The sequence below is a fragment of the Methylorubrum sp. SL192 genome (assembly GCF_026672325.1).
Lineage (GTDB): Bacteria > Pseudomonadota > Alphaproteobacteria > Rhizobiales > Beijerinckiaceae > Methylobacterium > Methylobacterium extorquens.
In genome coordinates, this window is sequence record NZ_JAPPQV010000003.1 from 3,731,696 (window position 1) to 3,745,547 (window position 13,852).

A 13,852-nucleotide genomic window follows, 5' to 3' on the forward strand; every position below is an offset into this window, starting at 1 on the left:
TCTCGGCGGCCGCCCGACGCCTTGCGCCTGATGCCCGACCCCGGAGGGCGAACATGAACCTGTCCAAGTTCTTCATCGACCGCCCGATCTTCGCGGGCGTGCTCTCGGTGCTCATCTTCATCGGCGGCCTCATCTCGCTCTTCGCGATGCCGATCTCCGAGTATCCGGACGTTGTGCCGCCCTCGGTGGTGGTGCGGGCGACCTTCCCGGGCGCCAACCCCAAGGTCATCGTCGAGACGGTGGCGACACCGATCGAGGAGCAGATCAACGGTGTCGAGGGCATGCTCTACATGTCGAGCCAAGCCACGACGGACGGCGTCATGACCCTGACCGTCACGTTCCGTCTCGGCACCGATCCGGACAAGGCGCAGCAGCTCGTTCAGAATCGTGTCTCGCAGGCCGAACCGCGCCTGCCGGCCATCGTGCGCCAGCTCGGCATCGTCACGGTGAAGTCCTCGCCCGACCTGACCATGGTCGTGCACCTCGTCTCGCCCAACGGGCGCTACGACATGACCTATCTGCGCAACTATGCCGTGCTGAACATCAAGGACCGCCTCGCCCGCATCAACGGCGTGGGACAGGTGCAGCTGTTCGGCTCCGGCGACTACGCGATGCGGATCTGGCTCGATCCTCAGAAGGTGGCCGAGCACGGCCTGTCGGCGGGCGACGTGGTGCGGGAAATTCAGGCGCAGAACGTGGAGGCGGCGGCGGGCGTCATCGGCGCTTCACCGGCCGTTCCCGGCCTCGACCTGCAACTCTCGCTCAACGCGGAAGGGCGCCTCACCAGCGAGGAGCAGTTCAGCGACATCGTCGTGAAGACCGGGGAGAACGGCGAGATCACGCGGCTTCGCGACATCGCCCGGATCGAACTCGGCGCCTCGGACTACGCGCTCCGCTCGCTCCTCGACAACAAGTCGGCGGTGGCGATTCCGATCTCTCAGTCGCCGGGATCGAATGCGATCCAGATCTCGGACGAGGTCCGCAGGACCATGACCGAGATCAAGAAGAATATGCCGGAAGGCGTCGACTACCAGATCGTCTACGATCCGACGCAGTTCGTGCGCGCCTCGATCGAGGCCGTCATTCACACGCTGCTGGAGGCGATCGCCCTCGTCGTTCTCGTGGTGATCCTGTTCCTGCAGACCTGGCGAGCCTCGATCATCCCGCTCTTGGCTGTGCCGGTCTCCATCATCGGCACCTTCGCGGTGATGCATGCCTTCGGCTTCTCGATCAACGCGCTGAGCCTGTTCGGCCTGGTGCTCGCGATCGGCATCGTCGTCGACGACGCCATCGTCGTGGTCGAGAACGTTGAGCGCAACATCGAGGCGGGGCTGTCGCCGCGGGACGCCAGCTACCAGGCGATGCGCGAGGTCTCGGGGCCGATCATCGCCATCGCGCTGGTGCTCGTCGCGGTGTTCGTGCCGCTCGCCTTCATCAGCGGCCTGACGGGCCAGTTCTACAAGCAGTTCGCCCTGACCATCGCGATCTCGACCGTCATCTCGGCGATCAACTCGCTGACCCTGTCGCCAGCCCTCTCGGCGCTCCTACTCCGAGACCATCACGCGCCGAAGGACCGACTGACCCGCGCGCTCGACACGCTGCTCGGCTGGTTCTTCCGCCGGTTCAACCGCGCCTTCGGGCGGGCCTCCGACGGCTACGGACGCGGCGTCGCCTCCGTCGTGTCGCGAAAAGGCGCGATGATGGTCCTCTACCTCGTGCTCGTCGGCGTGACCGTGGTGCTGTTCCGCCAGATCCCCGGCGGTTTCGTGCCGGGTCAGGACAAGCAGTACCTCGTCGGCTTCGCGCAGCTTCCCGACGGCGCCACCCTCGACCGGACCGAGGAGGTGATCCGCACGATGAGCGAGATCGCCTTGAAGGAGCCGGGCGTCGAGAGTGCCGTCGCCTTCCCAGGGCTCTCGATCAACGGCTTCACCAACAGCTCGAACTCGGGAATCGTATTCTCGACGCTCAAGCCCTTCGCGGAGCGCAAGGATCCCGCGCTGAGCGGGGCCGCCATCGCGCAGTCCTTGAACAGGAAGTTCGCCGCGATCCCGGAAGCTTTCATCGCGATGTTCCCGCCCCCGCCCGTCAATGGCTTGGGCACCATCGGCGGCTTCAAGCTGCAGATCGAGGATCGCGCCGGCCTCGGCTACGAGGCGCTGAACGAGGCGACCAAGGCGTTCATGGCGAAAGCCGCGCAAGCGCCCGAGCTCACCGGCCTGTTCTCCAGCTTCCAGATGAACGTGCCGCAGCTCTTCGCAGACATCGACCGGACCAAGGCGCGCCAGCTCCGCATCCCGGTCACCGACGTCTTCGACACGCTGCAGATCTATCTGGGTTCTCTCTACGTCAACGACTTCAACCGGTTCGGCCGCACCTACTCGGTGCGCGTCCAGGCCGACGCGCCGTTCCGCGCTCGTCAGGACGATGTCGGGCTGCTGAAGGTCCGCGCCGGATCGGGCGAGATGGTGCCGCTCTCGGCCTTGCTGCGTGTCCGCCAGACCGCGGGACCGGAGCGGGCCATGCGCTACAACGGCTTTCTCTCCGCCGACATCAACGCGGGGGCGGCCCCCGGCTTTTCGTCGGGCCAAGCGCAAGCGGCGGCGGCGCGCATCGCCGCCGAGACGCTGCCGCGCGGCTTCGCCTTCGAATGGACCGACCTCACCTACCAGGAATTCATCGCCGGCAATTCCGGGATCTGGGTCTTCCCGCTGGCGCTGCTGCTCGTCTTCCTCGTGCTGGCGGCGCAGTACGAGAGCCTCGCCCTGCCGCTCGCCATCCTGCTGATCGTGCCGATGGGGTTGCTGGCGGCCATGTTCGGGGTCTGGCTGTCGGCGGGCGACAACAACGTCTTCACGCAGATCGGACTGATCGTCCTGGTCGGTCTCTCGGCCAAGAACGCGATCTTGATCGTCGAATTCGCCCGCGAGCTCGAGTTCGCCGGTCGCAGCCCGATCCAGGCGGCGATCGAGGCGAGCCGCCTGCGCCTGCGCCCAATCCTGATGACCTCGATGGCCTTCATCATGGGCGTCCTGCCGCTCGTGATGGCGACCGGGGCCGGAGCGGAGATGCGCAGCGCCATGGGCGTCGCCGTGTTCTCCGGCATGATCGGCGTGACCGCTTTCGGCCTGTTCCTGACGCCGGTCTTCTACGTCCTGCTGCGCCGCCTCTCCGGAAACGCGCAACTCAAGCAGCACGCTGCAAGCGCGCCGATGACCGGCCAAGACGACATCGAGCAAGCTGCCTAGCGGCTTCGACCTCCTTGTTCGAGCGATCGAGCTCGGCGGTCGAGGCTGCTGTGAATGGCCCTTCGAGGGCATCGCTCGCACAGGTCGCATGGCGGTCGTGAGCGCGAAGCCGAAGGTCCACCTCCCGAAGCTGGTCCAAGGATCGCTACTAGCGCACCGTCGAACTATTGGCGCGCGAACTCCTGACCCCTCGCGGACATTCAAGACGCTGCCGCCGAAGGTCCGGATTGGTCGGAAACCGGACCTTCGCCTTTCGCCTGGAACCAGACGTTCCGCCTCCGATCGGATTGGGTCGAAGCAGGCGACGCGCCCGCTTCCTGAAAGCGGACACCACCCATAAGACGTTCCGCGGTGACGTCCGCAGGCTGCGAAAACTGCTCGGCGAACATTCGTGGGCCCTCCGACAAAAATGCAAAACGCCTCTAGACGACCGGTCTAATTCGATCTATCTCATCGTCATGGCACGCCTCGCTGCACAGACCGACACCCGACAGGAGATCCTCGACTCCGCCTACGGCTTGGTCGGCGCGAAGGGGTTCTCTGGCGTCGGGCTCAACGAGATCCTAACCTCGGCTGGTGTGCCAAAGGGGTCATTCTACCACTACTTCGGCTCCAAGGAGGCTTTCGGCGAGGCTCTCTTGGCGGACTACTTCGAGAGCTATCTCGCCGACCTCGACACGACACTCGCCGAGCCTGGGCTGAGCCATGCCGAGCGCCTGATGAACTACTGGCGCAAATGGCAGGCCACGCAGGGGGGCATCGACGACCAGCGCAAATGCCTTGCGGTGAAGCTTGCTGCGGAGGTCTCGGACTTGTCCGAGCCTATGCGGCTCGCCCTTAAGAGCGGCACTGCCGCGATCATAGAACGGCTGGCGCGATCCATCGCGGCGGGCGTGGCGGAGGGCTCGCTCACGGTCGAGAGCGAGCCACATACGACCGCCGAGAATCTGTATCACGTCTGGCTCGGTGCGAGCTTAATGGCCAAGATCGTCCGGACCGACGCCCCATTCGAGGCTGCCATAGGGACAACCCGGCGCATTCTCGGCCTCACGTCACACTGATCCACCGCGTTCCAACGTTGCCGAAAACCCAACTTACCACGGGCAAATTCGAGACGACCGGTCTACTGTCAATGAGAGCCAGGTTTTCTGGGTCGGCGCGAGCGTGGCCTAGGCGAACGGCTCGGAAATCAAGACTGCCCCCTCACCCAAGCGAAAGACCCGGAGAGCAATGATGAAGATCCTGATGGTGCTGACCTCGCACGACCGACTCGGCGACACCGGCCGGAAGACCGGCTTCTGGCTGGAGGAACTCGCGGCCCCCTACTACGTGTTCAAGGATGCAGGTGCGGAGGTGGTCCTGGTGTCACCGGAGGGTGGCCGCCCGCCGCTCGATCCAAAGAGTGCCGAGCCGAGCTTCCAGACTGACACGACGCGCCGCTTCGAAGCCGACGCTGCGGCTATGGCGGTGCTCGCCGAGACGGGCCGGCTCGATGCCGTCGGACAAGAGGGCTTCGATGCCGTCTTCTATCCCGGCGGGCACGGCCCCCTCTGGGATCTCGCCGAGGACCGGGCTTCGATCAGACTGATCGAGACGACGCTCGGCGCCGGCAAGCCCCTTGCCCTTGTTTGTCACGCCCCCGGCGTCCTCCGCCATGCCAAGGCTCCGGACGGGAAGCCCCTTGTCGAAGGCCGGAAGGTTACTGGCTTCACCAACACCGAGGAGGAGGCCGTGGGCCTGACCGAGGTGGTTCCCTTCCTGGTCGAGGATGAGCTGAAGCGAAACGGAGGCCTCTACGCCAAGGGTGCCGATTGGGATCCCTTCGTCGTGACGGACGGCCTGCTCATCACCGGCCAGAACCCGGCCTCCTCCGGTCCCGCCGCCGAGCGTCTCGTCGCCCACCTCGCGAACCGCTGAGGACGCGGGCGCCCCCCGGGATCGGGCCGACGTGCCAGAAGCGGCGGGGCGCCCGCGGCCAGATGCCGGTCATCGGCACACGCCTGTGGGTGGCCTTCAGTGAGACGATGCCAGTCTGTGAGGCCGGACCGCGCACAGAGATGGCGAGGTCGGTGCCGAGGCTCAGCGGCGACATGCCCGCCGCGATGGCCGCCGACTCACCGCCGCTCGATCCGCCCGGCGTGCGGGTAAGGTGCGACCGTGCCCCTCAACGTGACCGGCCTGCCGGGCCTGTCGATGCGCTTCGGGACGAGCCGCGAGGGTCTGCCGATCAACGTGCAGCTGGTGGGCCGCTGGCAGGCGGAGACCACGATCCTTCACGCGGCCTCGGTCCTGGAGGGTGTGAGCCCGGTCCGCGGCCTGCACGCGAGCCTCTGACAGGAGAGAGCCTGCCGGGGAGCGCCACCAGTGCCCGGCCATGCGCGGACGTCGAACCGCTGAAACGGCAGCGTAGCGGCCAACCTCCGCTCCCCGAGCAAACGTCCGCTTCTTGTGTTTTGCTTCCCGGGACCGGACAGGCAGGAAACCACAAATCCAAGACGCTGAGGCGAGCGCTGCGTGTTGGCCGGTGCTGGCCGATCGGAGACGGTCCGCCTGCATGGAGCGCAGCAGGAAATCGGACGCGCGCCTCATCGGTCTCAGAACGGCAGGAGCCGCCGAAAGCGGGCGATGTTCACGAGCGACACGAGGGACGAAGCGACGTAGGTGAGGGCCGCAGCGCGCAGTACGGTGCGGGCGCCAAGCATATCGTCAGCCTCGAGGAAGCGACCCGTTTCCAGGATAGGCAGAGCCCTGCGAAAGCTCGCGTCGAGCTCGACGGGCAGCGTCAAGAGGTGGAACACGAGGCGCGCACCGAGGAGCGCGATGCCGACCCCCACCTGCAGGGCGAGCAGGACAGGCGACTTGAGGATGGCGAGCATCAAGGGCGCGGTCATCGTCACCACGGCCGCGGCGAACTCGAAGCCCTGCACGACCGGGGCGAACCTCACCCGCGCCGCGAGCAGCCGGTCCCCCGCCGCGTGCTGGAGCGCGTGGGAGACCTCGTGCGCTGCGACCGCGACCGCCGTGATCGAGCGGCCGTCATGGTTCTGCGGCGACAAGCGCACGACGTTCGCGACCGGGTCGAAGTGGTCGGCCGGCGCGACCTCGACGGGAACGTGCTCGAGTCGTGCTTGGTCGAGCAGATGGCGGGCGAGCTCTCCCCCGGTCCCGGGTAAGTCCGGCCGCTCGGTGGCGTGTTGCTGCATCGCCCGGCGCACCCACCACTGAGGGCCGAACACGAGGCCGAACAGGAGGGCGGCTCCGAGCGCTACGAGGAGAGGCATGCCGGGTATGTAGGCGCGCGGCCCGATTCGGTGAAGCGGGCCAGGACTGGCACCCATGGATACGCCGCCTTGGCGATCTCCGCGCTGCGCTTGGCCATCGCGGGATCGTCGAGACTGATCCGGATCGCCCAAGCCGTCGCAGCGCCGGCTGAAACGGCAGGAGCGCGGGCCCGGTCGTCGATAGAGTCAGCGCCCCGGTCGGACGCGGCAGGGGGGCGATCTACGTCCGAACGTGCTCCCACACCTTGGAGATGACGACCGAACCCTCGCCGACCGAGGCTGCGACACGCTTGACGGAGTTGGCTCGCACGTCGCCGACCGCGAAAATTCCCGGATGCGACGTCGCATAGGGTGAACGCGCGCCGATCGCGTCCCCGGTCAGGACGAAGCCGTGGCCATCGAGTTCGACGAGCCCCGAGAGCCAGCCGGTGTTGGGGGCGGCGCCCACCATGACGAAAACGGCACAGGTCGAGATCGTACGCATCGTGCCGTCGGCGACGTTGCGGATCGTCACCGCATCGAGGTGATCGTCGCCGTGAAGGGCGATGATTTCGGCCCCGTACTCGATCGTGATCCCCGGGTCGGCCTCCAGCCGGCTCGACAGGTAGTTCGACATGGACGTCGCAAGCGATTGCCCGCGCACGAGAAGGCGAACATGTCGGGCCGAGCGGCTGAGATACATCGCCGCCTGGCCGGCTGAGTTGCCGCCGCCGATGATGATCGTCTCGGCATTCCTGCAGTAGCGTGCCTCGATCTCCGTCGCAGCGTAGTAGATGCCTGCACCCTCGAACGCCTCGAGGCGTTCGATCGGCAATCTTCGGTACTGGACGCCGGTGGCGACAACGACGGCCTGTCCCCGAACGCGCCGGCCGTTGTCGAACGTTGCACAGAACGATCCGCCCTCAAGCCGTTCCAGCTTCGCCACGCGCCGCGGCATCGCGAACCGCGTGCCGAACTTCATCGCCTGGACCTCGCCGCGCCAGACGAGGTCGGCGCCCGAGATCCCGGTCGGGAAGCCCATATAGTTCTCGATCCGGCTCGATGTGCCGGCCTGACCGCCGATCGCCACATCCTCGATGACGAGCGCGCGAAGCCCCTCCGCGCCCGCATAGACGCCCGCTGCCACCCCGGCCGGTCCGCCGCCCACGATAAGGACGTCGAAGGCCTCGTCGTCGACGAGGTTGTAGTCGAGGCCGAGCAGCTGCGCGACCTTGGCGGGTGTCGGTTCGGTCACGACGATATCCCGCCCGAAGATCACAGCCGGCCGTTCGGACGAGATTGAGCAACTCCTGGCGACGCTCGCCGCCTCCGGGCTGCCCAGCGGATAGGACCTGTAAGGAAGGCGGTTCCGGCTCGCGAACTCGGCAATCCGCCGGACGCTCCGGTCGTCGTCCTCGCCGAGGAGAACCAGCGTGCCGTCGTGCGAGTCGAGCTGCCGCCGCCGCCGTGCGGCCAGGACCGTGATGATGATGTCCGACATCTCCGGGACTTCGGACATCAGTCGCAGCATCTCCGGGCGCGGCACCTCGGTGACGATGGTATCCGCACTCGCCCGCATGGGCATCGACCAGACCCCGCCGTTCAGGAACGAGATCTCGCCCATGAACTGGGTCGGTCCGAGGGTAGACGGCAGATGGCGCTCATTTGTGAAAGGGTTGACCACCTCGATCTCGCCGGCCTCGACATAGACGAAGCGGTCGGCTGGATCACCGGCATGGACGAGAAATGTACCGGCCGGGTAGTGCTTCTCGGCTCCGATCGCCCGAAGCGCGGCGACATGCGATTCGGCCAAGGGGATGCGCTGCATCTCGCGCAGATCACGGCCGATCGTTTCCATGGGTCGCCCCCTCGCAGGTCATCCGCTTCGGCGCAGCATCAGTGGCTGAGCTTCGGTAGGCAAGTCCTGCGCGCGAGCGTATGCATGGTCGAAGCTGCAGGTCTGGGGTGGCGCTCCCAGAACGTGCAACCCGGCCTGAGCCGACCTCTGCTTCGGTGATGCTCGCGACTGTTGCCGAATGATTGAGACGGGCGCAAAGCCGAAGGGCCGCTTCTGGACCCAAGGCCACGGTCCGGTTGTGGCGCACAGCAGAACCATCGGCGTGCGAACTCCTGACCCCTTGCAGACCTTCAAGCCTACCGGCCGAAACGTCCGCTCGGCAGGAAGAAGCGGACCTTTGAGCGGCGGTCACGACATCAGCAGATCGTGGTTCATTACGCCCCTGCCGTTCCAAGCAAACGGCTCACTTTTGCAATCTCTTCTCGCTCGGCAGTGCCGGCTCGTCCCTCGGTGGATGGCCGAACATCGCCTTATAAGCACGGCTGAACGCTGCTTCGGACTCATAGCCGACCCGTCGTGCGACCTCGCCGACACGTGCCTCGCGGGCGACGAGCATGTTCCGGGCGAGCGTGAGCCGCCACTGGTTCTGGTAGCGCAGTGGCGAGCGCCCGACGAGCGCGGCGAAACGTTCGCAGAAGCTCGACCGGGACATGCCGGCCGCGTCGGCCAGGGTGTCGACGCTCCAGCGCTGCAGTGGTCGCTCGTGTATGACCTTCAACGCTCGGGCGATGCGGGCGTCGGACAACCCCCCCAGCCATCCGGTGGTGTGCCCGCGCTGCACCCAGGTCCGCAAGGTGCGGATGACGATGACGTCGATGATCCGTGAGATCATCAGGGCCGCGCCGGGCTCGTCGTCAGTCACCTCGACCATCAGGAAGGGTACGATGCCGTCAAGCCACCCGGCTCCTTCGGCGCGCCGGATGTGGATGCGCCCGGGCAGGGTCGAGATCATGCCGCGAAGGCTGTGGGGATCGAACGAGAACCGGCAGACGATCACCGATGCGTGCGAGGCGGACGCCACCAGCCTGGACCCTCCGAGCCCGCGGGGCAGAAGCACGAGATCGCCCGTGTTGATCACGACGCGCTCCCCGTCCTCGACGTCGAGCGAGCCGTCGGCGACCACCAGGACATGGGCGGCTCCGGCTTCCAGGTCCAAGACGTTCGACCACGCGACTTCGTGTGACCGGACATGGTCCCCGGTGAGCCGGATCTGCGCCAGTACGTGCGAGAGCAGGTCGCCGGAGACGCCCGGTCCGGCGTCCGGAAGAACGGTCAAGTTTTCCAGTGATCCGGTCATGGGTGCCATCGGCGTCCGATTGTAGACCTACCTTCCGAAGCGAGGCGTATCTCTCTGAAAAGACGCCGCTTTCACGAAGCCTGGCGTTTCGGTCGCCGAGGCTGCCGCGTGATTGCCCGTCGTCCCGACTCTCCGCTGCGCCGCGCACCCGAAGGGAACGTCAATGACGACCGTCCAACAACCTGGCCGTGACACTTCGGGCTGGCTGAGCTCCTATTACTTCCTCCGTGCCGGGGTGTCCGTCGGTTGGGTTGCGGCCGCCTTCACCCTCGGAAGGGCCATGCCGCCGGCCGAGGCGGCGCTCCTGGTCGCCTATCCCGCCTGGGACGCCGTCGCCAACGTTATCGACGCGCGGCGCAGTGGCGGCTTGGCCGCCAATCCCAGCCAGGTCCTCAACGCGGCTGCTAGCACCGTCGTCGCCCTCGCGGTCGCCGTCGCGCTGGGGTGGAGCCAGCACGCGGTGCTGGCGGTGTTTGGGGTCTGGGCTATCCTCTCCGGCCTGCTGCAGCTTGCGACCGGCGTGCGGCGCTGGAATGCAGGTGGTCAGTGGGCGATGGCGCTGAGCGGAGCCCAGTCGGCCCTCGCGGGCACCCACTTCATCTTCAAGGCGAATGGTGCCTCGACGCCTGGGATCACGGACATCGCTCCCTACGCCGCGTTCGGTGCCTTCTACTTCCTGGTCTCAGCCGTGTGGTTGACCGTGGCGCAGGCCCGGAAGGGAGTGTCGGAACGGACCACATGACTCTGCGCGGCGCCGGCTGAACACTCGAACCCGCGTCGTTGGCCGCCGGCGGCCTCCCACGGCCCCATTCTCGGCGAAAGGGCCTGGACACGCTCAAGACCGGTTCGCGACGAAGTGGTCGCCGTAGGTCCGTGGACGCCTTGCGGTACGACGCCCGCCGTTCGCCCGCGTGACGGCTCTCACGAAAGCAGGGCGCGCCGGAAGGCAGGACGTTTCGCCCGAAGCGCGGCCAACGCCTCGTCGGCGGCGCGCACCCCACTATCGTGGGCTCCATGGGCGGTGGTGAAGTCGAACGGGTGCGTCGCCTCGCCGGCGAAGAACAGCCGATCCTCGAACGGCTGGGCCAGCCGCGCCCTCGCGAACGACTGCCCCGGCAGGGCGCAGCTATAGGCGCCCCCGATGAACGCCATACGGCTCCACGACGTGGCCGCGAGCGGGCGAAGGGCCGATGCCACGTCGCTGCCGAACAGGGCGATCAACTCGGTGGACACATGGGCGAAGCCGGCGGCTGGGCCCTCCTCCTCCACAATGCGGGCCCCCTCGCCGCCGAGGAACGCCTCGATGACCGGCCAGCCGTTAGGCCGGATCGAGTACGCGGCCGACCTCACGTCGCGCAGGTTGCCGTAGGCGTGCGAATCCGGCTCGAAAGCGGTATCGCGCCCGATCTCTAGAAAGACCTTCTCGTTGCGCCCGAGCGGCAGGGCGGCGGCCGCTTCGCGCCAAGCTTCGGTCCCGGAGGGTAGGCGGATTGCATCGCCGGCCAGGACTGCGGTCGAGACTGTGAGGATGGCGATCCCGGCCCGGACAGTGCCGGCCCGCGTAGTAACAGCGACGCCGTCCGCCGTCAGGTCGATCCGCTCAGCAGGGGTCGCTAGGCGCAGCGCCACCGCGGACGGTAGGCTGGCAGCAACGAGCGTGCCGTATCCGAGTGGCACGTTCCAGTTCCGACCGGTCGAGGCCGTGTCGTAGGCCATGTAGTCGGCGGCGGATATTCGCTCGGGCGCTACTCCGCTCATGAAGCCGGCGATGGCCCGCACGTAGGCGTTCCACTGACCCCCGGGCTCAAGGGCATCGCTCGCGCGGTCGCTGCCCTGCGCGACGTGAGGAAGCCGCTCGTTCCAGTCCCGGAACGCCCTTTGCGCCGCCTCCTGCTCGTCCTGGACGATGCCGGGATGCGCTTTGGCCCATGGCGGTTCGCTTCGGTCGACCGAGAAGCCGGACGCTTCGGCGATGGCGACCCAGGCGTTGCGTTCACCCGAATGGAGCCACTCGCAACCGAAGTCGAGCGGATACCCACCAAGATCCTGCGTGAATGCGCGCCCCCCGAGCCGCGAGGACGCCTCAAGCACCAGCACAGTCAGCCCGTGTGCTGCCAGCCGTCGCGCGGCGCCGATGCCGGCGGCGCCTCCCCCTACGATGATGACGTCGAACGCACTTTCCATGAGAGGGAGGTGAGGTCGGGCATCGGGCGGGACAAGCGTCGTGGCCTTCTCGTCTGAGCACCGGCCGCGATGGCCGCAAGCGCGGCTACCTCCCGCGTCAACGTTGGCCGTTACGTGACAAGGGCCATTCCGTTGCCTTGGGAACGAAGGTCCGGAAATGGCGCTTTTCGGACGAAAGAACCACAACTTGAGGGCCGACAGCTGTGGCGAACCGGCGTGAGATCGGGGCGGCTGCGCTGGCCGCCGCTGCCCTCCTGGCGGCTCGACCGTCACAGGCGCTTGATGCAGCCAGGCCATCCGTGAGGGTGCCACCAGTCCGCATCGCCATGCTGCTCTATCCCGGTATGACGGCCCTCGATGTGGTTGGCCCACAAGGGCTGCTGGCGGGACTTGCGCCGGACACCCTCCACCTCGTCGCCCGGTCCGCCGGACCCGTCTTAAGCGACACCGGCCTCAGCCTGATCGCCACGACGAGCTTTGCCGACTGTCCCACCGAACTGGATGTGCTCTTCGTGCCGGGAGGCGATGGCACAGCCGCTCAAATGCGCGACGCTGCTACGCTGGCCTTTTTGCGGGATCGGGCCAGCCGGGCGCGCTGGGTGACGAGTGTCTGTACCGGATCGCTGATCCTCGGAGCAGCCGGGCTCTTGAAGGGCTATCGCGCGACCTCACACTGGTGTGCTCGCGATACTGTTCTTCCGCTCCTCGGGGCGATCCCGGTTGATGATCGGGTCGTCTTTGACGGCAACCGGGTGACCGCCGCCGGCGTCTCGGCTGGGCTCGACTTCGCCCTGGCACTCGCCGCCCGCCTGCGTGGCGAGGATTATGCACGAACGGCACAACTCGTCGCCGAATATGCGCCCAAGCCGCCGTTCGAGGCAGGAAGTCCGGCCGCGGCAGGGCCGATCATTACCCAGAGGGCGCAAGCGATTCTCGACACGCTTGTGACGGAAGCGCGAAAGGCCGCTGCCCCGATTCAACCGCCAGAACCCGGGCTCGGTGATGCGCCTTCGCCTGCTTCCCGCGAGGACTGATCGGTGCTGTTTGCTGCACTCAGCCGCTGCAGCTTTAGATCGACATTGGCGAATGACCAGCGACCCTACCGTCGAATGAATTCTGCATCGACGGTGGTACAAACGTTGCCGAGGCGCGCAGTCTAAGCTTCTGCATTTGCTAGATTTTGTTGGGAAAGTGGGCAATCCTCTCCCGGGTACCAATTGATCTCTGACCCATCGAGATCCTTGGTCTTCTAAATTTTCATCCCGTACCTTGCTGAAGGGTGCGGGATTTTTTCTTGCCTGAAGGGTTCGCTTCGCCCTGGCGGCGCGCTGGCAGATCGCGCTGTGCCGGTTTTGATCGGCTTCTGGAAAATCCGCCGGAAATCACGCCTTCGAGCGGCCTCGAAAACGAAAGTGGGTGGCGGGAGTTCTCTCCCGCCACCCACTTTCTGATGCCGGCGAGGGTGTCGACGTGACCGCTATCGGTCTTCTCAGTCCTTGAGGTCGGCCGGGACCTTGCCGCCGTTCTCTTCGAGCTTCTTGATGACCTGCTTGTGCAGCCAGATGTTCATCGAGGCCGAGTCGTTCTTGTCGCCGGTGTAGTGCAGCTCGTCGGCGAGCTGCTGGCGGGCGTGCAGGCTCGAATCCAGGTCGAGCAGCTTCATCAGATCGACGATCGAGCTGCGCCAGTTCAGCTTCTGCGAGTTCTTCGCGGCGAGGTCGTTGAGCACGGCCTCGACATCGACCTGTCCGCCCGACGACGTTCCGCCGCTGGTGGGCGTGGAGACCGGGGCGCTGCCGCCGCCGGAGGACGGCTGGGCCTGCGTCTCGGAGGGCTTGGCGGACGACTCGCTGGCCTTCGCCTCCGACGAGCCGAACGGGTTGAGGATCTTGCTGACGATGCTGCCGAGGAGGCTCATGGCGTAGGGTGTCCTGTCGTCTGTCCCGCGGCGTGGATGCCGCTTTCGGCTGGGTAAACGGCAGGAGGAACGGGGCCGTTCCGTCGC

Annotated in this window: 10 protein-coding genes and 2 pseudogenes; 6 read left to right on the forward strand and 6 right to left on the reverse strand. The window is 66.6% G+C overall.

Translation table 11 applies throughout. From position 1 onward, the window contains the following. Window positions 1-53: 53 nt before the first annotated feature. From OVA30_RS18265 to OVA30_RS18275, 3 genes are all read left to right on the forward strand, one after another. Complete coding sequence (locus OVA30_RS18265) at window positions 54-3,248, forward strand: efflux RND transporter permease subunit (protein WP_268176296.1); 3,195 nt, start codon at window positions 54-56, stop codon at window positions 3,246-3,248. Window positions 3,249-3,706: 458 nt separating this feature from the next. Then, complete coding sequence (locus OVA30_RS18270; RefSeq protein ID WP_268176297.1) at window positions 3,707-4,309, forward strand: TetR/AcrR family transcriptional regulator; 603 nt, start codon at window positions 3,707-3,709, stop codon at window positions 4,307-4,309. 172 nt (window positions 4,310-4,481) lie between these two features. Continuing rightward, a complete protein-coding gene (locus OVA30_RS18275; RefSeq protein ID WP_268176298.1) occupies window positions 4,482-5,165 on the forward strand; it encodes a type 1 glutamine amidotransferase domain-containing protein in 684 nt (227 codons plus the stop codon). 4 nt (window positions 5,166-5,169) lie between these two features. Here the strand turns inward: OVA30_RS18275 and OVA30_RS18280 are convergent. Further along, window positions 5,170-5,397 (reverse strand): annotated as a pseudogene (locus OVA30_RS18280) (amidase family protein); the annotation flags it as partial. On the opposite strand from OVA30_RS18280, the pseudogene OVA30_RS18285 reads away from it, so the two are divergent. Next, window positions 5,397-5,582: pseudogene (locus OVA30_RS18285) on the forward strand (amidase); the annotation flags it as partial. The pseudogenes OVA30_RS18280 and OVA30_RS18285 overlap by 1 nt on opposite strands. Window positions 5,583-5,842: 260 nt before the next feature. On the opposite strand, the gene OVA30_RS18290 reads toward OVA30_RS18285, so the two are convergent. From OVA30_RS18290 to OVA30_RS18300, 3 genes are all read right to left on the reverse strand, one after another. Next, entirely contained in the window at window positions 5,843-6,529 is a 687-nt protein-coding gene (locus OVA30_RS18290; RefSeq protein WP_268176300.1) for a zinc metallopeptidase, read from the reverse strand. A 220-nt stretch (window positions 6,530-6,749) separates the two neighbouring features. Next, window positions 6,750-8,366 (reverse strand): FAD-dependent oxidoreductase, encoded by a 1,617-nt coding sequence (locus OVA30_RS18295; protein WP_268176301.1) that lies wholly within the window; start codon window positions 8,364-8,366, stop codon window positions 6,750-6,752. Between the two features lie 403 nt (window positions 8,367-8,769). Then, entirely contained in the window at window positions 8,770-9,663 is an 894-nt protein-coding gene (locus tag OVA30_RS18300; protein WP_268176302.1) for an AraC family transcriptional regulator, read from the reverse strand. 163 nt (window positions 9,664-9,826) lie between these two features. Here OVA30_RS18300 and OVA30_RS18305 point away from each other — a divergent pair, with 163 nt between their 5' ends. Beyond that, window positions 9,827-10,405, forward strand: coding sequence for a DUF308 domain-containing protein (locus OVA30_RS18305; RefSeq protein WP_268176303.1), 579 nt, complete (start codon window positions 9,827-9,829; stop codon window positions 10,403-10,405). Between the two features lie 179 nt (window positions 10,406-10,584). Here the strand turns inward: OVA30_RS18305 and OVA30_RS18310 are convergent, their stop codons facing one another. Beyond that, complete coding sequence (locus OVA30_RS18310) at window positions 10,585-11,847, reverse strand: flavin monoamine oxidase family protein (protein WP_268176304.1); 1,263 nt, start codon at window positions 11,845-11,847, stop codon at window positions 10,585-10,587. Between the two features lie 326 nt (window positions 11,848-12,173). Between OVA30_RS18310 and OVA30_RS18315 the strand changes: the two genes are divergently transcribed. After that, complete coding sequence (locus OVA30_RS18315; RefSeq protein WP_268176305.1) at window positions 12,174-12,881, forward strand: DJ-1/PfpI family protein; 708 nt, start codon at window positions 12,174-12,176, stop codon at window positions 12,879-12,881. Between the two features lie 455 nt (window positions 12,882-13,336). On the opposite strand, the gene OVA30_RS18320 is transcribed toward OVA30_RS18315, so the two are convergent. Next, a complete protein-coding gene (locus OVA30_RS18320) occupies window positions 13,337-13,765 on the reverse strand; it encodes a DUF3597 domain-containing protein (RefSeq protein WP_268176306.1) in 429 nt (142 codons plus the stop codon). Window positions 13,766-13,852 lie beyond the last annotated feature (87 nt).